This is a genomic window from Vreelandella andesensis, from assembly GCF_003989795.1.
In the GTDB taxonomy this organism is placed as follows: domain Bacteria; phylum Pseudomonadota; class Gammaproteobacteria; order Pseudomonadales; family Halomonadaceae; genus Vreelandella; species Vreelandella andesensis.
Genome location: NZ_RZHG01000023.1, coordinates 1 through 25,261, shown reverse-complemented (window position 1 = coordinate 25,261; position 25,261 = coordinate 1). Strand labels below are relative to the sequence as shown.

At 52.6% G+C, this 25,261-nt stretch carries 19 protein-coding genes; 3 read left to right on the top strand and 16 right to left on the bottom strand.

The window, feature by feature from the left end; translation table 11 throughout:
- Positions 1-2: 2 nt before the first annotated feature.
- Both ELY33_RS13350 and ELY33_RS13345 read right to left on the bottom strand, forming a co-directional pair.
- Positions 3-1,823 (bottom strand): SEC-C domain-containing protein, encoded by a 1,821-nt coding sequence (locus ELY33_RS13350; protein ID WP_126948409.1) that lies wholly within the window; start codon positions 1,821-1,823, stop codon positions 3-5.
- Positions 1,824-1,905: 82 nt separating this feature from the next.
- Positions 1,906-3,153 carry an ABC1 kinase family protein gene (locus tag ELY33_RS13345; protein ID WP_126948408.1) on the bottom strand — a complete coding sequence of 416 codons (1,248 nt, stop codon included), beginning with the start codon at positions 3,151-3,153 and terminating at the stop codon, positions 1,906-1,908.
- A gap of 195 nt (positions 3,154-3,348) precedes the next feature.
- Here ELY33_RS13345 and ELY33_RS13340 point away from each other — a divergent pair, with 195 nt between their 5' ends.
- Entirely contained in the window at positions 3,349-5,265 is a 1,917-nt protein-coding gene (locus tag ELY33_RS13340) for a DNA topoisomerase III (RefSeq protein ID WP_126948407.1), read from the top strand.
- 231 nt (positions 5,266-5,496) lie between these two features.
- Here the strand turns inward: ELY33_RS13340 and ELY33_RS13335 are convergent, their stop codons facing one another.
- The 7 genes from ELY33_RS13335 to ELY33_RS13305 all read right to left on the bottom strand — a co-directional run bounded on the left by ELY33_RS13335 (position 5,497) and on the right by ELY33_RS13305 (position 12,270).
- Complete coding sequence (locus ELY33_RS13335) at positions 5,497-6,540, bottom strand: nucleoside monophosphate kinase (RefSeq protein ID WP_126948406.1); 1,044 nt, start codon at positions 6,538-6,540, stop codon at positions 5,497-5,499.
- A gap of 68 nt (positions 6,541-6,608) precedes the next feature.
- Positions 6,609-8,540 carry a M48 family metallopeptidase gene (locus ELY33_RS13330; protein ID WP_126948405.1) on the bottom strand — a complete coding sequence of 644 codons (1,932 nt, stop codon included), beginning with the start codon at positions 8,538-8,540 and terminating at the stop codon, positions 6,609-6,611.
- Between the two features lie 25 nt (positions 8,541-8,565).
- Positions 8,566-9,159 (bottom strand): LemA family protein, encoded by a 594-nt coding sequence (locus ELY33_RS13325; RefSeq protein ID WP_126948404.1) that lies wholly within the window; start codon positions 9,157-9,159, stop codon positions 8,566-8,568.
- 52 nt (positions 9,160-9,211) lie between these two features.
- A complete protein-coding gene (locus tag ELY33_RS13320; RefSeq protein ID WP_126948403.1) occupies positions 9,212-9,451 on the bottom strand; it encodes a hypothetical protein in 240 nt (79 codons plus the stop codon).
- 71 nt (positions 9,452-9,522) lie between these two features.
- The gene (locus ELY33_RS13315) at positions 9,523-10,881 is read right to left on the bottom strand and encodes a S8 family serine peptidase (protein ID WP_126948402.1); all 1,359 of its coding nucleotides are present in this window, start codon (positions 10,879-10,881) and stop codon (positions 9,523-9,525) included.
- A gap of 197 nt (positions 10,882-11,078) precedes the next feature.
- On the bottom strand, positions 11,079-11,489 hold the full coding sequence (locus ELY33_RS13310; protein ID WP_126948401.1) for a DUF2784 domain-containing protein: 411 nt from the start codon (positions 11,487-11,489) through the stop codon (positions 11,079-11,081).
- Positions 11,490-11,556: 67 nt separating this feature from the next.
- Positions 11,557-12,270 carry a hypothetical protein gene (locus ELY33_RS13305; RefSeq protein ID WP_126948400.1) on the bottom strand — a complete coding sequence of 238 codons (714 nt, stop codon included), beginning with the start codon at positions 12,268-12,270 and terminating at the stop codon, positions 11,557-11,559.
- Between the two features lie 265 nt (positions 12,271-12,535).
- On the opposite strand from ELY33_RS13305, the gene lhgO reads away from it, so the two are divergent.
- A complete protein-coding gene (gene lhgO / locus ELY33_RS13300; protein WP_126948399.1) occupies positions 12,536-13,753 on the top strand; it encodes an L-2-hydroxyglutarate oxidase in 1,218 nt (405 codons plus the stop codon).
- A gap of 123 nt (positions 13,754-13,876) precedes the next feature.
- Here lhgO and ELY33_RS13295 read toward each other — a convergent pair whose 3' ends face one another.
- The 7 genes from ELY33_RS13295 to ELY33_RS13265 form a co-directional block, all read right to left on the bottom strand.
- Positions 13,877-14,779: an extracellular catalytic domain type 1 short-chain-length polyhydroxyalkanoate depolymerase gene (locus ELY33_RS13295; protein ID WP_126948398.1), complete on the bottom strand. Its 903-nt coding sequence runs from the start codon at positions 14,777-14,779 to the stop codon at positions 13,877-13,879.
- Positions 14,746-15,078: a hypothetical protein gene (locus ELY33_RS13290; RefSeq protein WP_208644247.1), complete on the bottom strand. Its 333-nt coding sequence runs from the start codon at positions 15,076-15,078 to the stop codon at positions 14,746-14,748. Before ELY33_RS13290 ends, ELY33_RS13295 begins: the two co-directional genes overlap by 34 nt.
- A 660-nt stretch (positions 15,079-15,738) precedes the next feature.
- A complete protein-coding gene (locus ELY33_RS13285; protein WP_126948397.1) occupies positions 15,739-16,239 on the bottom strand; it encodes a ferritin-like domain-containing protein in 501 nt (166 codons plus the stop codon).
- A 406-nt stretch (positions 16,240-16,645) separates the two neighbouring features.
- Complete coding sequence (locus ELY33_RS13280) at positions 16,646-17,443, bottom strand: M48 family metallopeptidase (protein WP_126948396.1); 798 nt, start codon at positions 17,441-17,443, stop codon at positions 16,646-16,648.
- A gap of 18 nt (positions 17,444-17,461) precedes the next feature.
- Positions 17,462-18,499 carry a hypothetical protein gene (locus tag ELY33_RS13275; protein ID WP_126948395.1) on the bottom strand — a complete coding sequence of 346 codons (1,038 nt, stop codon included), beginning with the start codon at positions 18,497-18,499 and terminating at the stop codon, positions 17,462-17,464.
- 110 nt (positions 18,500-18,609) lie between these two features.
- A complete protein-coding gene (locus tag ELY33_RS13270; protein WP_126948394.1) occupies positions 18,610-21,252 on the bottom strand; it encodes a WD40 repeat domain-containing protein in 2,643 nt (880 codons plus the stop codon).
- Complete coding sequence (locus ELY33_RS13265; RefSeq protein ID WP_208644246.1) at positions 21,245-23,176, bottom strand: hypothetical protein; 1,932 nt, start codon at positions 23,174-23,176, stop codon at positions 21,245-21,247. Before ELY33_RS13265 ends, ELY33_RS13270 begins: the two co-directional genes overlap by 8 nt.
- A gap of 478 nt (positions 23,177-23,654) precedes the next feature.
- Here ELY33_RS13265 and ELY33_RS13260 point away from each other — a divergent pair.
- A protein-coding gene (locus ELY33_RS13260; protein WP_126942763.1) for an IS3 family transposase occupies positions 23,655-25,225 on the top strand; the annotation gives its coding sequence in 2 pieces (ribosomal slippage) (positions 23,655-24,108 and positions 24,108-25,225; 1,572 coding nt in all).
- Positions 25,226-25,261: the final 36 nt, after the last annotated feature.

The window sequence follows — 25,261 nt, the reverse complement described above, 5'->3', positions numbered from 1 at the left end:
AACTAGCGGTGAGACGCCAACCACGCCAGCGCGCCTGGCGTGGTGCGCCACTGATCTCGCATTAGCGTACGATACTGCCACGCTTCTGCACGTGAACCTGGGTCTACCTGACCATCTGCATGGGGCAAAGTAGGCCGCGGGCTTTCGGCACATAAAAGCTCTAACGCATAGCGATTATGGGCAATGACATCCCCCAGCGCGGCTTCGGCGGCATCGTGGTTTTCCAAACGGTATAGCGCCAACGTACGACCCATCAATAACCCAAGTTCTAGAGAACCATCGTTCTTCTGCGGCTCATCGGTTAGCGCTAACGCGTCTTCATTGCGTTCATCTCGCAGTAATTGGTCGAGCACCAGCTCTTTCAAGCCAAGGCTATCTTCCTGATCAATAGCGAGTAACTCTTCAGCCAGCTCACGGGAATGCTGGCGCGCGCCGCGCTCCATACCCACCACGAGTGCAAGGCCGGTGCGCAGCAGTATGGCGTTATCTGCATCGTCCCAACATAGGCTGCCGACACCAGCGGCGCGGGCCTGTTCAAGCCAGCGAGAAAGGCGCAGCGCCAGCGGTTCTAGTAGACTCGGCGCCATCCACGGCAGGCTACCAAAACGACTGGTCAACGCTAACGTCAAGTCTTGCACCACCTGGGGTGCATCCAGCCATTCTGGATGAGCGCATAGCGCCGACATCCACTCTATCGCGTTACCCCACGGGTCATCGCGAAAGCCCAAGGCGACCTCTTCATCAACCAAGACTTGAAACTGCTCGTGCCAGGCCGCAAACAGGGTCTCTTCACGCGCGGTGGTGGTGTAATGCAACCTACCGGAATCAGCATCCTGCTGAATGGTAAGCTTAGGTGCGATAGGCAAAGCAGCCAGCAACGCTTGCAGCGATACCAGCGGCGTTGCAAGATCTTCTTCGGCGCTCAACAACTGGTCGGCCAAGGTGGCGCCAGGGTTTTCTGCCAAGGCGGCCAGGAATTCGAGCTGCTCTTCATCCAAATCGCCCTGACGAACCAAACGCCGGTACCAGAAGTTAGCCCGCTCTTTGGCCTCTTCCTCATGGCCTTCATGCAGCAGCAGCATGGCTTCAATGTACGCAAGTGTCGGGGAATCCGGCAGCGCTTGTTGGGCTTTAACAAACGCCGCGCGGGCACTGTCTAAGTCGTCATTATCAAGGTGCATTAAGCACAGCCTTTCAAGCGCCACGCCGCGCAAAAACAGCGGGCCGCGCTCCATAACGTCATCAAGCAGGTCTGCACGTTTGCGGGTAAACCCACGTTCTTGATAAATATCTAATAGAATTTCAAAAGCAGGTTCGGCTTGCTCCGGCAATCGCGACCAATCATTGCCATCAAACAGCGATTCAAGAATTTGCATGGAACGGCCCGTTTGACCACTTTCAGCAGCAATTAACCCGGCCTCTAATAACGCTTGGGCAGGTGCTTGCTGGCTTTCCAGTGCCGCTTTTAGCGTAGCGCCTTTCCACTCACGCAGGGAAAGCATCCACATCATCTGCTCAGGAATGTCCGTAGGGAACTCAACACGGTAGCAGCACTGTTTGAATTTGCGCCCAGAATCGCACCAGCAAGGCTCATTGCGCCCTGGGGTAGCCAAAGGCTCGCCAGCAAAATCAAGCCGCTCTAGCGGTGTTTGCGACCATAAAATGGGCGCAAGCGCCTGAGCGGTAGCTACATCGCCATTAAATGCATCTGCGCCTTCGGCACGTACCCAGGTCATAAAATCAGGATAGTGTTCTCGCTGCCTAATTGCCGAGAGTGCCCCAGAGGCAAATCCCAGCAGTTGATCGACCCATACCGCCAGCATTGCCGTCTCCACTGTCTTCAAAACGCTATTGAAAAGCGCAATAGTTTAGCATGACAGACGGCGCTCCCCCAGCGGCTATTCGTTAAGCTGTGCGTGCCCAGGTTAGCAATGGCTCGGTGCGGGTGTGCATATCCAGCCGCGCTTTCAAACGCACTAGGTTCCAATAGTGGCCATTCAGCGCACGGGAAAGCAGCAAAGTATCTGCGGGCGGCTGCAGACGATCCATCGCCGCCCATACTTTCGGGGTTAATTCGCGCAGGCGACGGTGTACCCGCACATCGCTAAAATCCTGTTCTCCTGGAGCAAACAACGGAGACACGCATTCAGCGGACTCTTGGTAAAGCCCTAGTGGCGCCCCCTGTCCTTGGCGACCACCCATTTTCATAAGCGCATCATCCATCGCCATTGGGTCTTTAGCCAGAGTGGCATCTAACAGTTGCATCATGGCTTTTAGCCGACCCTCCGGCACAGGTATCACCGCCCCAAAATCGTAGATTACTAAGCGCCCTTCGGCATCTATCGCGAAATTACCCGCGTGAGGATCAGCGTGCAGCTCGCGATAGGTAAATAGCTCTTCGGTGATCCAATCAGCCAGAGCCACTGCCGCTTTCTGGCGGGTGACGTCATCAGTGTCCTCTAAATCACGCAGCGGAGTGCCATCAACAAAGCGCATAGCGAGAACATGCTGACCAGAAAGCTCAAACAGCGGCTCAGGAATCACCAACTGAGGGTTATCCTGATAACGCTGGCGATAACGGGCCAGGGCTTGCGCTTCCGCATGATAATCCAACTCCTCACGAAGCCCCGCTGCTAACTCTTCAAACAACGCATCCAAGCGCGCCTGGGGCACTTTGAACCAGCGGCCAAGACTCATGATACGTCTGACCTGCTTCAAGTCACTTTCCAATACATCTGCTAATCCAGGGTACTGTACTTTTAGCACCACGGTTTCGCCTGCGTGAGTCACGGCTTTATGCACCTGCCCCATGGAAGCGCTGGCAAAGGGGCGCTCTTCTATCTCACTAAAATAGTGATCAATATCGCCATATTGCAGCACCAACGCTTCACGAATGCGCGGCCACGGCATCGGTTCCGCCTGCCGTTGAAGACGAGCAAGTTCATTAGCTAAGTCAGGGGGCAACAGGTCATCCCACTGGGACATAATCTGCGCCAGCTTCATGGCTGGCCCTTTTAGCTCCGAAAGCCCCACAAAAAGCGCTTCGCCCAGCGCCCGCCAATCGGCTTGGCCACCTAAGCGGGTTTTCAACAGAGCCCCGCCAGTGCGGGCACCCAGCCCTAGTAAACGTCGTGTTCTGCCGCGCTCGCGCATAGAAACCGCCTCATTGATTGCTTTCAGACAGCTTACTCAATCTGATAAATTTATACAAAAACTATACATACAAATATACCAAGTCATTTTTCAAACAACCTCACAGCCATCTTTCATAAGAGCAGCACGCTAACCCACGGCCGGTTCTGCTAATATGGCAATTTGTTGTTACCAGACGCCAGGGCCAAACACTGTATGCGCTTGATTATCGCTGAGAAACCCAGCCTTGCACGGGCGATTGCTGACGCGCTGCCAAGTGGCTCAAAACGCCAGGATGGCGCAATGATTTGCGGTGACACCACGGTAACCTGGTGCCTTGGCCACTTGCTAGAACAGGCCCCTCCCGAAGCTTATGATCCTGCCGACAAACAGTGGCGACTCGACCGCTTGCCCATTGTTCCGCAACAGTGGAAACTAATGCCACGCGCCAAAGCGCGCGGGCAACTCGCGGTAATTCGCAAGCTGATTAAGCAGGCCACCAGCGTGATACATGCTGGCGACCCTGACCGCGAAGGTCAGCTGCTGGTGCAAGAAGTTATCGAGTACATGAAGTATCGTGGCCCGGTACAGCGGCTACTGATCAGCGACCTTAACAAGCCCGCGGTTAGCCGAGCACTTGCCAAGTTGCGCTCGAATATGGAATTCCAGCCATTGTTTGAAGCGGCCCAAGCCCGCTCCCGTGCGGACTGGCTGTACGGCATTAACTTAACCCGCGCCTGGACACTGACCGGCCGCCAAGCGGGACATGATGGCGTGCTTTCCGTTGGTCGTGTGCAAACCCCCGTACTTGGGTTGATCGTTCGCCGCGACAATGCCATTCGTGATTTTAAGCCTCATCCGTTCTACCCACTATGGGTGGATTTACAAGTGGTCCAGGGCCAACTGCGCGCTTGGTGGGCGCCAAAAGAACACCAGCCGTTAGATGACCAAGGACGGCTGATCGATCGCACCCCCGCCGATGCTTTAGCAGCCCGACTTCCCGGGGCACAAGGCACCTTAACGACCCTTGATCAACAAGAAAAACGCCAAGCACCGCCGCTGCCCTATTCGCTTTCCGCGTTACAAGTCGACGCCGCCAGACGCCACGGCCTTTCCGCACAGATGGTGCTGGATATTTGCCAACGGCTTTACGAGCAGCACAAATTGATTACTTATCCTCGCTCCGACTGCCGTTACCTACCCGAAGAACATCTCCAGCTTGCCCAACGAAACTTGAGCAGCGCTTGCCAGAACGATGACACGCTGCGCCACTGGCTAAACGGGGCAGATTTTACCCTGCGTTCCAAAGCCTGGAACGACAAACAAGTGGGTGCACACCATGCCTTAGCGCCCACCGGCAAACCGGCGGATTTCAGCCAGCTTTCCGCCACCGAAGGCCATGTGTTTCGGTTGATTGTGCGTAACGTTATGGCCCAGTTCTACCGGCCGCTACGTACCTTTGAGGTCAAAGCAGAGTTTACGTTATTGGATGAAGCCTTCCGCGCCCGCGGCCAGAGCATTCTTGATCACGGTTGGAAACCACTTTTCACTACCCGCGACGACACCCCGCCGCTGCCACCGCTCACTCAAGGGGAAACCTGCCAAGCGCTGGGCGCCGGCGTTGAAGAAAAAGAAACTCGCCCACCCGAGCCGTTCACCGATGCAAGCCTAATCAAAGCGATGATGAACATTGGCCGCTACGTTGATGACCCCGATGTACGACGCACGCTGCGCGATACCGATGGCCTAGGCACTGAAGCCACCCGCGCAGGCATCATTGAAACGCTGGTACAGCGTGGCTACTTGGTGCGTAAGCAAAAAGCCCTGCGTGCCACCAAGCTCGGCTGCGCGTTGATCGCCGCCCTACCCAGCGCCGTGAGTACGCCAGAACGCACCGCCCTTTGGGAACAACGCCTGCGGGCCATTTCCGAACAGCAAGACGATCCCGGCGCGTTTCAGCAAGCCTTGCTCGATGATCTTCGCGGCCTACTGACTCACAGTGATGCGGGAAAACTCAGGCAGAGCCTGCAAACCGCCCAGGGTGAAGACGCCGCACCGACTAAGCGCGGATCGAGTACACGCAAAAGGTATGCAAAACGAAAAAGTACCGGAGCTAGAAAAACGCCGAGCTGAAGAGAATTTAATGCAACCGCGGTATGAAACTTGCCTTAAGCAGCTAGTCGGTTTGCTTGATTTTAATTACTTGCAAGATAACGGTATAAATATACCTTGAAATTGCCAGGACTAGGCACTACCAACATGTAAGACAGATATCCGATAGCCTCGCGAGAAACGCAGTTTTACCGAGCGGAGCAAATAAACTAAGCGCCGCTAGGTAATAGTTACATAATGGCTGCTTTGGGCTTAACCGTTTTGAGGGTATGGTTTCATACCAAGCAGAATTTCAGACTTTTCTTTCAAAGGCTGATCAAGTAGTTGTTGTTCGGTGTAAGTAGCAAGCTGCTCACGTAGCAGCGCATACACCGCCTCGCGGCCTTGACTGGTGTCAATTTCGATACACTTGCCCTTCCCTTTGAACAATTCAACCGTAGGCAGCGTCTCGGCTTTAAAGGTATCAAACCTTAACTTCATCGCCTCTAGATTGTCATCCGCCCGGCCAGAGTACTTGGCGCGGCCTAAAATACGCTGTTCGAGCACGTCGAATGGGCACTCGAAATACAGCATAGCGGGAAGCTCCGCCTCTCTACCAAACACCTCGTACCACGCTTCTAAATTGGATAGCGAACGAGGAAAACCATCAATCAAAAAGTTTCTTTTGCCAGTGGTACGGGTGGTTCGCTCCATGGCGTCCTTGAGTAGGCGCACAACAATTTCATTGGGCACCAGCTTACCGGCGGCAATGTATTCCTTGATGATTTCAGTGGTCGGACCTCCAGCCTCCTGCTCGGCGCGCAAAAGGTCACCGGTGGAGAGGTGTGTCCAATCAAGCTGAATTTCCGCAAGCTCACACATGGTGCCTTTGCCAGCACCGGGGCCACCCAGAACAAACACCACATTAGGCGCGGGGCACGGTTTACGCGGGTCGCAATAATGAATCTCAACTTTGGGGGCTGGCGCTACGCCCATCTTGTACACATTCCATTCGCGATCGATGGGCGGCAGTTCATCTTCACAGGTAATTTCGTAGGCCAGATGGCCATCCAAGCGGCTGATGCGCCAAGATTGGTAACTATTGGAGTAGGAAATGGCTGGGCTTCTGGCCGCCTTGCCATCGGCACGATCCCAGGCCATTTTGCCGTTCCAGTAGCCAGGACTGGACACAACACCTGACTCAGATGTGGTGGGCGGCGCTTCCGACGGCACGTAAAGGCCATCGACTTCAGGCAGACCAGATCCGGATACGTCAATGAACAAAGTGTTTGGAATGTACGATGTTGTTTCGGTCATAGGTACTCTCGTTTATATAAAAAAATGAGGACGCATTTTCCTGCAAAAGCGACCCACCAACTCACGATCTACGCATTATCAGGTAACAGTGGCGGCATCGGGCAGTCGAGGATATCTGCTATAACCCGGAACAGCTCTGCCTCAGCTGGCCGAATATACCCACTATGCTCAATACAGCGTGCCATGGCTTGCAGCAAAACGGGCTTATCCAGCGGTTTTAAACGCCGCAAACGTTCTACAGCCAAGCTTAATGCCTGCATATCGTTTACGTCGTCGTTGGCAGACAAGGCGAACGGTAGTTCGCTTTCCGCTGCCTTAAGCGCTGCGCTAATCTCATCCGGATTATCTTGGCCCGCCGCCGCTAACACGCTGAGTAAATGCTGACCTTCGCGCTGCAAATCGCTGAGTTTAAGATGGGATTGCCCACTGTTTTTTTCGCTCAGATGGTTCAGTAGCAGTTGATAGAGCGTCCATTCAAACAAGCTGACTTGGCCATCCGCGTTGATCAGCCGCTCCATACAGAGACGGAAGTGCTGAGCCTGGCTAACGGAAAGCGACTTTAATGCGGGGAGTGCCAGTTCCACCAGCGGAAGGCGTAACTCGATATCCAACCTTAATATCTCAGGGCCAATATCTATCAGTGCTTGATAAACATCTGGCAACGCGATTTGTTGCAACGACATTAACTGCTGCTCACGAACCGACTGATCATCGCTTAGCAGCAGTGCATACATTAACGCACGGGCAGTATAGGGTTCATGGGCAGCGGTTTTGATTCGCGCTGGCAGCGCATCTAACGTTGCCCTGGCCTGCGCCAGATGGCGCTGACTGGGCTGGCCGATGGCATTTATGGCTGTTTGAGCAGAGCCTGCGGTTAACAAGGCAGCCAACGTCCCTCTCGTTAGCCTCGCTTCAGGACTGTCTTCGTGACCCTCTGAATTAGGCATGTCATTCTCAGCTTGCTGCTGGGGCAAGCTAGCTTCGAAGCGACCATTCCACTCTGGCATTACCCGTTGAATACGATCTTTTATCGGCGGGTGAGTCGCCATCATACGCGTAAACCCTAGCTTAATGCCTTGGCCGAAAAACAGGTGGCTGAATTCCGCTGCATGCGGTGCTTTTAGGTAAGAGCCCTGGGCATGCGAGCCAATCTTGACCAGCGCATTACCAATGCCCTGGGGGTTGCGGGTAAACTGCACAGCAGAGGCATCTGCTAGATATTCGCGCTGCCGACTGACCGCCGATTTAATCAAATTGCCAAAAAACGTGCCCGCATAGCCGACCACCATTAGCGCCGCTCCCAAGCCTAAAATAACCGCGGCTGAATTATTACGTTTATTGCCGCCAACCCGACGAAAACGCATGCTGCGTAGCAATGTACCCCCCAATAGCCCTATCAGAAGAATACCGTGCAGGATGCTGACCAAGCGTATGTTTAGCTTCATGTCGCCGTACAAAATATGACTAAACTCATGAGCGACAACACCCTGCAACTCTTCCCGGGTCAGGTTCCGAATGGCACCACGGGTAATGCCGATTACCGCATCAGTGGTTCGATAACCCGCGGCAAAAGCGTTAATGCCCTCTTCCTCGACGACATAAACGGGAGGTACCGGCGTACCTGATGCAATGGCCATTTCTTCGACCACATTAAGAATAAGCCGCTCATCACTATCATAAGTGGCAAGATTGATTTCGCGCCCGCCGAGCGCTTCGGCCACCGTCCTGCCACCACGACCCAGTTGGTGCTGCTTAAACAGACCACCGATAACCACTACCGCCAGTACCCCAATCGACACACTGGCCACCAGCTCAAATGAGAGCGCGGACCACATTCCCTGCGCTGAAAGGCGAGTTTGTTCTGCGCCATTCATTAGGTGCAAGGCGATGGCAACCACCAACGTCGTAACAACAATCAACGCCAGCACTGCCAGCACCAGCAAGACAACCAAATGCCACGTTTTACGCCGAGCGTGTTCCTGTGCAGTAAAAAAATCCATGTCCCACTAGCTCCTGGGCAATAACTTAGAACGACACTTTCGGCGCCACCTGGATCTGTGCGCTGTCTTCGAACTCTAACAGCGAGGCATCTTGACCATGCCCGAACATACCGGCCACCGCCACTGGGGGAAAGCTCTGACGGTAGGTGTTGTAGTGCATCACCGCATCATTGAATGACTGACGCGCAAAAGCCACTTTGTTTTCCGTGCTGGTGAGTTCTTCTGACAACTGCATCATATTTTGCGACGCTTTCAGGTCTGGGTAAGCTTCCATGACCACATTAAGCCGCCCCATCGCCTGGGTTAGCGCACCTTCGGCACCGCCAAGATCAGCCATCGCCTTGGCGCTACCCGGATTCGCCGCTGCCGCTTTCAGCCCAGCAGAGGCTGTATTTCGAGCCTCAATGACCGACTGCAACGTTTCTCGCTCATGGCTGAGATAGCCCTTAGCGGTCTCTACCAAGTTAGGAATAAGGTCGTGCCGCCGCTTTAACTGCACTTCAATTTGGGCAAACGCATTCTGAAATCGGTTTCTCAGCGATACCAGCCGGTTATAGATTCCGACGACATAAAAGGCGATAACAGCAACAATTACCAAAACAATAATCAGTGTCAGCATTCTGATCCATCCTTAGCGTTAGCGTTAATAGTGGCAGTAATAGCAGTCGAGCTTACCAAGTTTTCTCGTTGCCTGGTGGCCCCATGTCGATCTGGATATCTGGCGTAATATCTACCACGCCTTTAATCTCTTTTAATCGCTCCACGGTGACGTTATCTGCCGATCCGGTAATACAGCCAATCTCCTCAAGCACATCCCGGATGGTTAACCCTTCGGCACTCAGGCGGTTGGCTATTTCATTAATCGACTGATCGCTTGAAACCGTCACTATCCAAAGCTCAATATTCGCCATTGATCTACCTTCGAAGTCTGCTCTTCAGGCAGGGCCAAACGCGGCAACTGCACAAAGATAACCCACTTATATTAAGGGGCTTGTACCAACCCTGCGCCTACGTGGGGGTCAGCAAACGGCAAGCGCTGCGCCGACGCCAATAGCTGCTCCCAGAGTTTCATTCCCCTAAGTGAGGCGTCGGACTCTGCCCAGAGGGCGGCACAACCTGCCACATGAGGAGCAGCCATACTGGTTCCACTAATCGTTTTGTAGTGAACTGGCCGAGGCCAAGAGGAAAAAATATCGCCTCCTGGCGCGGCAATGTCGATCTTGCCAGCGTTAGAAAAGCTTGAGGGCTTCAAGCTGGCGTCAATTGACGCAACGGACATGATGGTGGGCGAATTGGCTGGAGCGCCGGTATGGGCAGAAGAATTACCGGCGGCAGCAATAATCAAGCAGCCATTGCGAAGTGCCGCCGCGCCAGCGTGGGTGTAAGCAGCTTGCACCGGGCTTTGGCTGCCAAGAGACATTGAGATTACTTCGCAGCGATTGGCAATCGCCCAATTCATCCCAGCCAATACTCCCGCTCCCGTGCTGCTGCCTGAGTTTGTCAGCACTTTACCGACCCGCACGTGAGCACTGAACGCGATGCCATAGCGGGGCGTGTTTCCGGAGGGCGTTTTGGGGCCACAGGCCGTACCAATACAGTGCGTTCCGTGGCCGTTGATATCGTGTGCTGGCTCACCGACGAACGATCGCGTATCAAACTCCCTATCAGCGAAGTCCGGATGTCCAATGTCCATCCCGGTATCCAACACGGCGACTTTAATGCCGGCACCGCTCCAGCGACTTTGCGGCACGTTGCAGCGGCTTAGCCCCCAGGTTGGCCGAAGGGTTCCCTCTTCAAGGTTTTTTTCGCCATCGTCCGCGTCCAGCTCAACGCCAAGATCACGAGCAATGGTGGTCGCTGCCCGTAAAAACCCCCTCAAGTACTCCGCGCTTTCTGAGAACGCAAAATACTCTGGTTCAATGATTTCTATCGGACCATCCGGTGGGATAACATCTTTAATACTCATCCCGTGCAGCTGCAAAGCATCACCGCCAATAAGCGCCACGCCCAACTCCGGAAACACCATTGCCTCAGCATCTCCGGTATCTTCCAGGCTAACGGCTTGATCAGTAAAGTCGCGGGCATCAGCAACGCGGAAATTCAGCGCTTTTAACAACTTTAGGCCCTCGTCTACCCGTCCCTCACGATAGCTGATCAAAAATCGCCCGGTTTCCAGGCAACTGCCCCCTCGCTCTAAAGCTGCCAGTAGCAGCTTTTCGGTGCCGCACGATACAGAGGCACTTGAAACAGAGGCACTTGAAACAGAGGCACTTGAAACAGAGGCGCGTGGCTCACCCGTTGGCGGGGTACCGCGTCCGTTACCCATCGGTTTTTTCGCCATCGTAGACATCCTTCACGTTTAGCCGTTAAGCAATAGAAAACTTGCGTGTCTAAGTAGCACCCACATTGTCAGCTTAACGCACCTGATGGGCTTCGCCAGATGGATTTAAAGCGATGGACATTCTTGGTTAACCGGCGGGAATCACAACAATCGTCGCTATTTTCAGCATAACCTTAGCGACCGATCGCCTTTCTTAACTAACGAAAACGTGCGGAAGGCCGCACCACGTACCAACTGGCTGCCACCAAACTACCGAACAGCGTGTAAATTACGGCAAATACCCACTCAGGCGCGGTGACATACAGAATGTTATGCAGCCAATAGTGAATAAAAGAGCCCGCATAAGTGCCCTCCCCAGCCTTGGCTCGTAATGCCATTTCCCAGGTGGTTAACGGGCACACAATCCCAAGCCACGCCTGCACAACCACATAGCCAATGGCGCACAGATGAATGATGCGGAAGGCGCGGTTACGCACCCATTGCCATTGCAAAAAATACCCCGCATAGATGGCCACCAAGCTGAAGACAACAAACATCACAAACAGCACATGGATAACCAGCACTGTATCCGCCAGGAGTAAAAGCAGCGTCTGTTCAAGCATTGTCATCTACGACATCCTCCCCTAGCGTTTTAAGTTCACTGCGCGGCGAGGAGGAGTTATGGACTCTAAATCGTTATGGCGTTTGTGCTTCGTCGCGCATTACTCTGAGCGAAGTGATTTCTACGGTAAGCGCATCACGGGTTTCTTCTAAATCACTTACTTGTTCGCCGACTGAGGCAAGCTGGGCATTGGCCTCTTCAATCTTAGCGTTAAGCGCTTCAATCTTAGCGTTAAGCGCTTCAAGGTTTTCTTCAGCCTGTCTACGAGCCTCTTCTGCTTCTTCACGAGACTGTTGAGCGGCATCGCGAGCGGCTTCAGCCTGTGCTTTTTTAGCGTCTAACTCGGCATATGTCTCATTGAGTACTTCAAGGCGACTCCGCCTCTCGTCTATCTGCTCGTTGAGGGCCTCTACCTCTTCTTCTCGGGTTTCATGCTCGCCCCGTAAAGCGGTCAAATCTTCTTTAGCATTGGCAATGTCCGCTCGCGTTGAAGCAAGCTCAGCTTCAGCTTCAGCTTGCTTAACCTCAAGGGCACTCGTTCTCTGTTGTAATGTTGCAAGATCTAGCTCCGCAGCTTCAACATCGGACATCTGCGCCTGAATCTGCTGATGCTCTCGCTCAGTTTCGGCCAACCGCGCTTCAAGTGCTTCTTTGCTGTCTTGTCGAGACCCCGCAATGGTTTGCGCGATGATAGCCCATACCACGGCAATAATCGCGATAGCTAAAATCACCTTTACCCGGTTATCGCTCAGCAATGCTTTTGCTGTCGGTTTATTAGTCTCTACCATTGGTGCAATCCTCTCGCTTTGGTGCTAATGCTCATCTGGTGGCTAACGTACATACATCAGCAGGTCGTCATCTGGCCCGTTGTTAATATGAAGGAAAGTTGCTGATTCCGCTAGAAACGGTCATTCAACACATGACAACATAGCGTTTGAATTCACAGCCCAACAAGCGTTATGAATAAAAATTTGAAACGAGAAAAAGCCTTATACTCATCAGATAGGCCACCACCAATGATGGTGGCCATTTCACTTGACTACAGAGACGCCTATGTACGACTACATTATTATTGGGGGCGGCATACTTGGGCTGTCGACGGCTATGCAGCTTATCCGTGCCTATCCTGATAAAAAGATGCTGCTGGTGGAGAAAGAGGATGGTCCCGCTCGTCATCAAACTGGCCATAATAGTGGCGTGATTCATGCCGGGGTTTATTACACTCCCGGCAGCTTGAAGGCGCGCTTCTGTCTTGAAGGCAATGTTGCCACCAAGGCGTTTTGTGACGAACACAGCATTGCCTACGATGAGTGCGGCAAGTTGCTGGTCGCTACCAACGACCTTGAGCAGCAACGCATGAAAGCACTGTGGGAACGTACGGAGGCTAACGGCCTGGAACGCTATTGGCTGACGGCGGAAGAGTTGCGCGAGCGCGAGCCCAATATCACCGGCGTCGGCGGCATCTTTGTTCCCTCTAGCGGCATCGTCAACTATGCGGAAGTTGCTGCTGCCATGGGCCGCGATTTCGAAGCGGCTGGCGGTGAAATCCGCTATGCCACGTCGGTGACCGGCCTAAGTGAGCAAACCAATGAGGTGGTGGTCTCCACCAACCAGGGGGACTTTTCTACCCGTTTTATGGTGTCCTGCTCAGGGCTAATGGCAGACCGCGTAGTGCGCATGCTGGGCATCGAACCGGACTTCACTATCTGCCCGTTCCGCGGCGAATACTTCCGTCTTCCAGCCCAGCACAATCACATTGTTAACCACCTGATCTACCCAATTCCTGACCCTTCGATGCCGTTTCTTGGCGTACACCTAACGCGCATGATTGATGGCAGCGTCACCGTCGGCCCTAACGCGGTATTAGCCTGGAAACGAGAAGGTTACCGGAAGACCGACGTGTCGCTTTCCGATACGTTCGCTATGTTACGCCACCGTGGTATCCGTCGGGTCCTCAAAGACAACCTTCGCCCAGGAATGATGGAATTTAAAAATTCATTCTATAAAAAGGGCTATCTTCAGCAGGTACGTAAGTACTGCCCAAGCTTAACGCTCGCAGATCTTGGGCCTTACCCTGCCGGTGTGCGCGCCCAGGCGGTGTCCAATGACGGCAAGGTGGTCGACGATTTTTTATTCGTCAACACGCCTCGTACCGTTAACGTATGCAACGCGCCCTCGCCTGCGGCCACCTCCGCCATTCCGATTGGCGCGTATATTGTGGAGAAAGTGAAGCAGCAGGTCGCGCCTAGCGCCGCAGTGGTGGTGAACTAGCGCAGTGATTAACTAGAGGAGCGTGCTTTACTCGGCTTTAGCTTTTTCAAGTGACTAAACAGTGGCGGCGAAATATGCCCGGCCACTGCTTGCCGACTGTTTTCATCGGTGTTCTTTCACGGGCTAGGTAAGACCCCAGAACTGCGCTATGTGGCGAGTCGAAGAAATGCCAACTTCCAGCATATACTTATCCTCTTCACCAAGGCCTTCGTCTCCATCAGCCATGATTGGCGTGCCGTGGCCCATTCCTTTTATGATGTATTCCTCGATCACTTCCCGCCCGTCGGTGTTAGACCAGACCTGTCGAGGAAAACCGTCAACTTTTTCTTCATGCGTCGGTGGCCCTTCAACGTTGTGGACTTTTTGCCACTGCCGGACGATGGAGTCGGCATTGGAATTATCGACGGTCGAATCGCTGCTGCCATGCCAGACCGAGATCGTTGGCCAAGGGCCATCAAATGTCGAGGCTTCCCGTACCAGCTCTTTGAGCTTGCTATCTGACGGGCCGCCGTATCCTTTCATGCGAACGACCGCCTCCATCAGGTTATCCGCGCTGCGATATGGTAGCCCGGCAATAATCGCGCCCCCAGCAAATACTTCCGGATAGGTCGCCAGCATCACAGAGGTCATGGCGCCACCTGAAGACATCCCCGTGATAAAAACCCGTTTAGGGTCGATCTCGTGATCATCAACGACCTGTTCGATCATATGACGAATAGACAGTGGTTCGCCTGCACCGCGGCGGCTGTCACCCGACTTAAACCAATTAAAGCTACTGATCGGATTGTTGCTTTTTCTCTGCCCAGGATACAGAAGTGCAATCCCGCATTCGTCGGCAAGCGCCGACCAGCCCGATCCAAGATCGTAACTTTCCGCTGACTGGGTGCTGCCATGGAGTACCACGACAAGCGGCCCATTCTTTGGAAAGTTCTGTGGAATATAAATACCTGCATGCAACGACCCAGGATCCGCTCCGAATTCTTCTAAATCGGTCAGACGATCTTGGCTACCTGAATTTCTGGGCATAAAGCCTCCTTTGCCAGCGTAATATGGCTTGTAGAGAGTGTTCGAGATGAGCGTGAAATTTCATGGAATTTAAGCTGTTCTCTTTGATGTCGATCGCTGAATTCATTCATCGTCGTAACGTTCGGCTTACCAGCCCCAGATACCTTCTGTTCACTGCGAGCAGCCCCCGGGATCAGTGCCACCGCATATAACGCAAAGCCTACTGCAGTCAGGAAGATTCGAGCGATAAGCGAATCTTTAGCGGTCACAGCTAAAAGTAAGGCTATCGTTCCAAGCGTTAGGGCAAAGATTAATTTCATAACATTTTCCTTACAGTGAATTGGCCCAATGCAGGCTCGTACGGCCCTGTACTCGCAAATACCTTTTTGAGCACTTTTTAAATGCTTTTTAGATATTTTTAGATGCTTTAGACATGGTAATTTTTCCATTCGTAATGGACGCTAGCTAAACGAACACAGCCCTAGCGACATGAAAATCGCGGGGCGAAAAATGGGCGTGACCATAGTATTTTTGAACAACAGGCTTTGTGAGCTATAGGGTTGGTGAACAATAGGGTTGGTGGACAATAGGGCTGTTGAAAAATAGTAAAAGCGCTGCCTTCCTGGCAGCGCATAGCGCAACATCCTTGTTTAGACACTTCCCTTGCCACGCTCAACATTATGATGGGCTTAAAAAGGCACGCTCACCGTGCGTTAGCGTACGTAGCATTATGAATTTTTTAAGTCCGCGATTCGGCTATCTGACCTGAAAAACATTTCTTAAAAAGAAAAAATAACAGCTCTTTTTGCTAGCCCTTAATACAAGCCATAAATACAAGCCCTTAGCGCAAAAAATGCCAACCTATCCATTAGCGGATAAGTTGGCATTGTTAATAATTAACAGTTGGACAGGCTAATCACTAAATAAAACCAAACGGTATAATGATCGCTTGGTTTTTTGATAGGAGACGGCTTAAAACATTACGTTTTAGCCCGAAGATCTTGATTATCGCGTTCTAAATACTCACGGGTGGTATCGCTCAAGTTTTGGCCAAGCCAATCGGCCATAGCCATCTCTTCCTGAAGAATCTCTTTACACATATGAGTAATTTCAGGCTGCGAGGCCATTTCGGACGCTGTAATGATCGCTTGATAACTGGCGATCTCAAAATGCTCGAAAGCATACGAAGCGAGACCACCTTTCACTACTTCATCTTCAGCCATCATGCCGCCGACAGCTTGGCCAAACGCGCTTAACTGTCCACCCATATCTTTAATGGCAGAGGCCTCAGCGCCTAATATCGTTAGGCAATGCTCTAGTTTTTTGGCCTGTTGCTGGGTCTCTGTTACATGCTGTTCAATACGCTGTTGCAGCCGCGGATAATGTTCAAGGCGGCCCGCTTGAGCCTTCAACATTTTCTCCGCTTGTTTTTCCATGGCATGCGCATCTCGCAACCAATCTTCCAAATGTTCAGTATCCATTGAGTACACTCCTTGATATCAAGAGCCACCTCCTCCAGATTTTTCGGAGAACGTAGATATGGAAATTTACTAAAGCGGCTATATAACACTCGGCTAGAACTAAAGAAATCAATAAAAAGTGGTGCCGCACTCCTTTGCAACACCAAAGAAAGAGAATCATGGTGACGCTGCCCTTCCTGGCAGCGCATAGCGTAACGTCCTTGTTTAGACACTTCCTTTGTCTCGCTCAACTGTAGGTTGGACCTTAAAATGCGAAGTCACTGTGCGCTGGCGAACGTAGTTTTGTTAAATTTAAAAAATATAAAAAAAACACAACGACCAAATTACTCGATCGCTTTTGAAACCCCTCTAGAAACGCTAATAAATGAGCGTTCGGCGTGATTGGTTAGCCAATCCAGAACTCGCCCTAACAGTTAGCCGGGGTAACCGTACGGTAGGTCGCGGTGGCCGCTTCTAACCCTTGTTGTAATGATCGGATGCGCGACTCATGGGCAGGATGCGTCGAGAGAAACTCAGGAGGCTGGCCATCACTGGTGGCGGCCATGTTTTGCCACAGCGCCACGCTCTGCTGTGGGTCAAACCCCGCACGAGCCATAATTTCAAGGCCCATTATATCGGCTTCTTCTTCATGGGTGCGGCTGAATGGCAGGCTAATGCCCACCTGGGCACCAATTCCTAATGCCTGCATTAATTGCTGGTTGCCAAACTCGCCTTCCCCCAGTAAGCCAACCACCAATAACACCGCTTTAATGCCAAGCTGTTGGGTGAGGCGTTCATTACCGTGATCTGCCAGTACGTGGGCCACCTCGTGACCCATCACCGCCGCTAGCTGAGCGGGGGTTTCTGCCACTTGCAACAGGCCGCTATGCACTCCAATGCGCCCACCCGGCAGTGCAAACGCATTGGGCGATGGGTCTTCAAACACCACCACCTCCCAGCGCTCCGGGAAAGCGAGCGCTGGGTAGCTGGCCTCAGCGCCCGCCACCACTCTTTCGGCTACGCATTGAACCAACCGATTCGCATGAGCATCGTGGCTGATTGGCTGGCTATTGCGCAGCTGATTAAAGGCGTCTTCCCCCATATCTGCCATTAACGGGCCGGGAACTAGCGCCAGTTGGGAGCGCCCGGTAGGCGTTTCTCCGCAGCCAGCCAACATGGCCAGCAGTCCCAAGAAGAAAAGAGGTAACACACATCGCCGATGCATTGGAAGATATCGCCTGAATTAAGAAACGTGCAGTAAAGTATAGGGCGCTTCGCAGGCATGGCGTTCGTCGCGTTCATCAACGCTGCCCAACCCAAGGTGCCGGTCGTTATCGTAAGCCACAAAAAGGCGGTCATGGTCCAGCACGGCCAGCCCCTCTGCCTTGTGCTCGAACTCCAGCGGCAAACCAGCGGGCGTGGTCACTAACGTTGGGCCGTGGCGTTCACGAAAATCTCCCAAACTGACTTCCCACAAGTATCCACCAATGCGCTTTTCACCGTCTTTTTTGACCTCAAAGCTGTTCAACAAATATAGGCGGCCATGGTAAGGGTCGTATTCCAGGCTGGAGAGGCCGCAGTCGAAACGCACCGCCGAATGGCTGCTGGGGTCGAAAGCATAGTGTTCGCGCATTTCATCGATAAACACCAGATTGTTACTTTCACTGATTTCATAATGCGCACCAACAATACGGCTGACATAGCTGAAATTATCGTGGGATTGCCCTTGCTCCCGGATGCCAAACAGCAGCAAGCCATCGCCGCGCTCACCGGGAATAGCGGCCAGCCCCTCAATTTTGTAATAAGGAAAGCCAATCACTTCATCCAGTTTAGTGCGCAGCTCCAACGAACCTTCCACGCCATCGCGTGGGTCGGGATCAACTACCTGCACCTGTTCTGGATGGCCAAGCGGCCAGATAAGCAAATGATTGTAGTCGTTCAGGGCGTGGCTTTGGCTATCGATACGGTCGAAACCGGTAGTGGCAAGCACATAGCGGCCATCCGCTGTAAGGGAAAGGTCTTCGTACTTCACAGCCTGTTTAATCAGTGGCGTGGTGAAATATTCCAGTTGGGTGTCATCCGGCCCCTGCTCGGTCATCGGCATCGCAAATACCGCTGAACGCTCTTCCCCAGGCACCGGTTTATCACTGGCTAAAATCAGCCGCTGACCGTCATAAAGTACGGCAGATACCTCCGCATTCACCAAGTTGCCTTTCTCATCACGAAGTCCAGCGGGAAAACAGTGAATAGTGCCTTGCTGCAGAATGGTTGCGTGCGTCATGGGGATTGATCCTACCGACTATTGAAAGTAAGTCACAGCTTACAAGAGCGTTGGGCAAGGCGTCGAACGTATAGGGGCGTCTTGGTGTTATTCGGAGGGGTCGTCCCTATTCATTCAGGCCTAGCAAGAAGCAACTGCGCACGATCATCGTCGGAAAGCTCAGCCATTGCGGCCTCATACAGCGCTAGTGCTGTTGGAATCTCTTGGGCGGAATACCCAGAAAGATCTGTCGCCACGTTAGTAAGGATTTGACCTCCCAAGAGGGCAAGCTGCCCAAACGGAACATAGTCCTGCATGATCGGATCAAGCGGCTCCCCCTTCACGGAAAACACATCGATCTCGACTGGATTGCTGAGGTTTGGCCAGCCGATGGCCGATCCGTCACGCAGAAACCTCCCTACTGAATCGGCTCGCCGGATAGTACCGACGATGCTGCCGGTCGCGAAGTTAAGGATCGTCGTCTCGGCATCCGCCGAACAAGCAAGGTATGGGAGGGTATGAGATATGGCAGAGTATTGGCAGTGATCAACGGGTCTCCCATCCTCCCTGATAAGAGGCAGTGTCGACGTGCCACCTTCTGGTTGCCACACAACCAAATTATCGGGGCCAGAGACCTCATCTAAGCGAGTGACAAATTCGACAACTAAGATGCTTCCTTCGTTGCTCCAACCCAGTGGCGTAGCGGAACCTTCGAACGGAACACCGGAATACACCAATCGTCCTGTTTCTGTAGCCCAGAGTGCAAACTTACTGTCAAACACATGGCCGACTGTTGCGAGAAAGTACTGACCATCCGGTGAAAAGCCAATCTGCACAGTCTTGGTGTGCGTCGAGTCCCCCGAAGCATCGAAGACACGAGTGACTTCGCCTGTGGAAGTATCGAATACATGCACCCTTCCATCGCTTCGTCCTACGCCAGCAAATGCCAGTCCATCTGGCGTAAAGTGCAGGTCTGTGAAGCCCCGCTGATCAATTTCGGTTAAGTCGATCTCTCTGGTGTGATTCGACCTGAGATCAACGATTGCCGCTCGCGTGAGGACAGTGGTCCGTGTTGAGTCTTCCAGTTCGAACTGTCGATAAAGTGCCGTGCGCCCCAGGGGCCCGTAACGGGCTCTCGACATAAAAACGGTCAGGAAATCGTCTGGACGTTCAAAGTGTGCCGGGCGGGAAGCATACGCGCGAAAGAGTGCGCGATGTGCTCTTTCGAAGGTTTCGAAGTCCTCATGGTTGGGCATTGATGGAAACGCCGACAAGGCGAGAATAATGGCTTCATGACGTTTCCCATTGAGCATCGCCAGCTCTGCCTCATCGGCAATCCGATCAGATTGAAGGATACTCATCTGGCTAGCATCGGGCGTGGCCCCACTACTACCTATTCCCTGAGCAGTAATGAGATCCTCTTCTTCGGTCGTCAAAGAGTCCATGATCCTCGTGTACAAATCTGCAGCGCTTGGTGCTGCTTCAGACAGATGCGTAGCGTTGAGCTCTGTTGGCCCAATCACTGCCTGCACTTGACCCGTCTCATTAAACACAAAGTCGGAAAAACCGAGGTAATCTTCTGGCTGCAAGTCCAGAGGTGTTCCGTCGAGACCATAGATCGCAACTGGTTCGAAAGTATATGCACCTCCAAACATGCCCCCAATTGCCTGCGTCGCCACAATCGCAGTCTGATTGCGGGCAAACGAGACAGGTTCGACGTCGCCAGGAATCCGACCTAGGATATTAAGTTGCAAATCCCTAACCAGCCACTCCCCTTCGGCTACTAGAAGTTCCACAACAACAGGCGCACTTTGTGATGCGGCCCAAATTATCCGGGGTCCCTCGCCATCCAATGACTGGGCGGTGCCGTCTTCGTGGACTATCGCTATTCCGAATTGCCCCTGACTCGGCCCCCCGAACCAAGTATAAGCAACCAAAAAGCTCCCTTCTGACGTCCACACCGCTTGAGAGAATACAAGGTGTTCTTGGCCAGATAGCTGGGGAATAACCGTGCGGGGAGCCTCAGGCGTTGCAAGATCCCACACCAGTATCCGGTTCATGCTGGCGACTGCAAAACGGGTTCCATCCGGAGAGATACCGATGGGTGATACTCCAACCGGTATCGGCTGGGGTGGAATCTGCAAGCTGACAACTTCAGTTCCGTCCTGACTATCAAACAACTTTATTTCTGGAGACCCCGCGCCCGAGACCGAAAACAAAGCAGAACCTGGTGACGCAGAGAGCTCATAGCCGAACATTCGAGAGTCATCATTGGTTTCGGTTGCATTTGCAACGACGGCAATCTCTTGGTTGTTCACTGCGTCCCAAAGTACCGACGGCGCGACGGAAGCGAGTTCTAGCTCATCACCCATCATAGTGCCTTTGAATGCAACCCTTGTGCGTTCACGGTTAGCCACAGCCACCATATCACCGTGGTACGGAGTGACAATAATAAGCGCGGTCGCCGCACGGTAAAAAGCAAGCCAAGCGTCGGGGTAATCCGAAATCACATCATCCGTAAACGATTCAGGCAAACCTTTAAGCGCCTCTATAATCGCGGCCCGTTGCTGCCCAGCGCCTAACAGTCTTGCCGATTCTTCGGCGAACGCCGTGGACTGTATGCGAAGGGCATCCTCCTGCGCTAAAACCGTTGGCGAGAAGAACCCCATAAAATAAGCTAACCATACAGCCGCAAACCATACGGGTGTTTTATATCCCCATCGCCACGACTTTATAGACGCAAAAAAATGCGTTAGTTGTCGAATTTTAATCATTCGAAATAGGCCTAATGTGTGCTGGTGCACTTCCATTGAAATAGGCAATCAAATTGTCTTCGAGCTGCACTCGAATCGAGCTGTCGCAACTCAGCCTGCTGATGATGGTGGCCATTTGGCTAGAGAGAAAAGCCGACGTGGTGATCGAGTTGTGCGTCCTTACAATGCTGTCGAACTTACTGGGCACTGAGGCATAGTCTGTCTTGCGGCTTTCTGCAGAAGATGAAACGTATTGCCCCAACCCGTTGGTGTACTCTGTCCAATAAACGGTGTCCTGTTGGTACGACGTTGTTGGCTCTCCACAAGATCCGAGTATATGCATGCGTCCAACAGCGTAGGCAGCAATGATGTTTGACTGCCGTTTCATGGCGCTTTCGAACTCCATCAACGGTTTCAGTAGCTTTAATATCGGATTTTCCGAATTCCCTACAAAGGGGTTCACAATCGCTGCAATAAATTCATCTTCGATACGGTCCGCAAGAGCAAAATTCCCGACGGCGATACTCCGCAGTATCTGGCCAGGATAGTCACGGGTGAAGAGAGAATTGTTTACCGATGCCATCTCAGCGGCAGCGATTTCCCTTGCCATCTCCAGATTGATTGGCTGTGGCAGTCGTATGTCAAAAGAAGTGCCACCAAAATCCACGATGACCTCACGGCTACCGTTTCGATATTCGAGGTAAGGTAGGTTGTTGCTTACTGCCTCCCTGAAAGCATCATAAACTTCTCCAGAGCAACCATGATGCGCGAATACGCTGAGCCACGCGTCTTTTTGCCTTTCCATTGCTTCATCAAAGCGCTGAGTTACAACGTCGAAGCTAAAATCATTCCTGATTTCATTGTCGTAGGTTTCTCTGCTGACCTGGGGATACACTGAGGCACTCACCACGAACGAGGCATAGTCCTCATCCTGAATGCCGATCGTTCTGACCTTCGGCAGGGGCGTCGTCATGTAGAAACTCATCGGCACATCAGATGTCGTTGCGCAGCGTTCCCAATACGCCTGGTGGAAGGCGAAGTAAGTAAGTAATGGCAAGCGCGGCGATGATTCTGACGACCAACGTTCTCCTTCCAGGATTCGACGAAAACTCTGGCGCTGGCTTTCCGGCAAAAAATCGAGATTGACGTCAAGCAGTGTGGCCATCGGGGTGGCGGCAATCTCTACCGCTGGCCCCATCTCTCGATCCATCGGATTTGTGTTACCTGCACGACAATGTTCAAGAAGCGGTGCGACATCTTCACGAAATGAGCTGAAGTCCAACCCGCCTCCTAACCAGACAAGTTCATTCTCTCGTCCCGTTACCGTGGCAGGTGTTCTTAGTTGATAAGAAAAATTCGTAGTGCCTCGAAGAGACGTAAAGAACGGATCATCGGCCCGTGCCGACCCAGCCACACGAAGGAGAAGACTATAATCGGGAAAGGTTTCGACCCATTCTACTGGCAGGGTGTAGTCCAAATTTTGGCCATAAGGTGATATGCGAAGCGGATAACTTTCACCGGGCTCTAGGTCGATTGAAACTGGCAGCAGCTTGCCTGTATTACTATCAGAGGGCGGCACCCCCCGAACCACCAGGGACATATCGACGATGCCGTTACCTCGGCAACGCATTACGAATTCCGGTTCTCCTTCGGGCACACCATAGTGCCCTCCTCGCGTGTAGACAAAAGCCGGATCACCCTGAATGGATACGAGAACTGGCAGCGTGGCATTCGTGCGATTATCGTTTCGCCCACTTTTATCAATAAGGCTCGCCGTAATTCGAGGGTCACTCCCAGCTCGCGCGATGTCTGCTATGCGTTCGATTTCCTCTATATCCAGGGCATCTACTGCGCTAGCCGAATCTTGAGAAAAGGCAATGCTTGCAGAGCTTAGCAAAACAGCAAAAGAGATAAATCGAAAGGTATTATCTGGAATCCAATGCATGTTTTCCAACCTTCAAACGCTCAAATCGCTAGAGCAATGATCGCCAATTACGTTTAAATATATTTAAAAAAACCTAGGGGCTTTAATGCAGATGGTCAACGCTTAATTTATTAATACTTATGTTAGTTAAACCTTATTATTAAAATACCAAACGAGCACTTTGAAAACTCGGACCAAAAATTACTACTGTGCTTAGATTTTATATTCAACCATCTAACAACTCACTAAATCACACAAAGTTTCAAACAATGCTCTCAAAACTTTAACCAAAGCTGATATTTAAATGAGTATTCTCATGCTTTATATTCGAGTTAAATCACTAAATCCCATTGAACATTGCCGATTGCTCATCCATGGAATTTATCGGATAGTGTTGGCTAGCCTGTTTCGTCATCATCGGATGCCCCCTCTGTCAACCTAGTTGTCCGGTTGGCGATATTGCCCAAATCTATTCCAGAGGGAGCGGCATGGAGCACGTGTGCCACGTTATTCTGCAGAGCGTAAAGCCGCCGTACTGAAAAAGTTGTTGCCCCCCCATAATCGCAGTGTGGTGTCGGTCGCCACTGAAGAAGGCATCTCTGACGCGACGCTGTATAGTTGGTTAAAACAGTGTCGAGAAAAAGGAGTGCCTGTGCCGGGTTACACCCAAAGCGACAACGAGTGGTCGCCTGACGCCAAGCTTGCCGTGGTCATCGAAACCGCCACCCTCTCAGAAACAGAGCTTGGTGCTTACTGCCGCGAAAAAGGCCTTTATCCCGAGCAAATCCAGCAGTGGAAAGCCGCTTGTCTCCAGGGCGCTGGCCAACAAGAAGACCAGCAAAAAACGGCACAAAAGCAGCGTAAACAAGACCGTAAGACGATCAAACAACTCAAAGCGGAAGTGCGCCGCAAAGACAGAGCCCTAGCGGAAACCACGTCGTTGCTGGTGCTCTCAAAAAAGCTCGACGCCTTGTACAGCGAAGACCCGAACAGCGGCGAGGACGACTGACGCCGTTTGAGGAACGTGCAAGGCTCATTGCGTTATTTGATGAAGCGATAACGGGGGGTGCTTCCCGTTATCAAGCAGCGGCGATTATCGACGTGAGCGAGCGCACACTGAAACGCTGGCGTTCTGCGTGTGGCGCGGTGGCTGAGGATCAGCGTCCACACGCGGTACAAGGCCGTCAGCCGCATCAACTGACTCACGAGGAGAAACAGGCCATTTTGAACGCCTGCCATCGCCCCGAGTATCAGAGCCTGCCGCCGTCTCAAATCGTGCCGTTACTGGCCGATCAAGGGGCCTACTTGGCGTCCGAATCGTCGTTCTACCGGGTGCTGAAAAAGCACGAACAGCAGCACCACCGAGGGCGAATGAAACCACGCCGACCAGTACCTGAGCCGACGAGCTTTACGGCCACTGGGCCGAACCAGGTCTGGTGTTGGGATATCAGCTACTGTTCTTCCGTTGTGCGTGGTCAGCACTGGTATCTCTATCTGATCATGGATATCTACAGCCGCAAAATCATCGCGTGGGAAGTCCATGAGGCGGAATCAGGCGAGTTAGCGAAACAACTGCTGGAACGCGCCTTATTGCGAGAAGGCTGCTGGCATCAGCCCCCGGTGCTGCACTCAGATAACGGTGCGCCGATGACGTCTTATACGCTTAAAGCAAGATTAACAGAGCTGGGAATGTTGATGTCTTACAGCCGGCCGAGAGTGAGCAATGACAACCCTTACTCGGAAGCGTTGTTCCGCACCGTCAAATATTGCCCCGCGTGGCCTACGAAGGGGTTTGCATCGCTGAGTGCGGTACGAGACTGGATGCTGGCGTTCGAACGCGCTTATAACGAACAGCACCTGCATAGTGGCATTCGGTACGTGACACCCGCTGATCGGCATCGAGGTGTCGACCGAGAACGTCTTGAGCACCGCAAAGCGGTTTACGAAAGGGCTAAGCGCCGGCATCCACAACGCTGGTCGGGCAGCACCCGAAACTGGGAGGTGCTCGGTTCGGTGTCGCTCAACCCTGGAAAAATGCACGAAATCGAGCGTAATAAACAGGCTGCTTAGAGGCAGCCATTTGGACAACTGGGTTGAAAATCACCG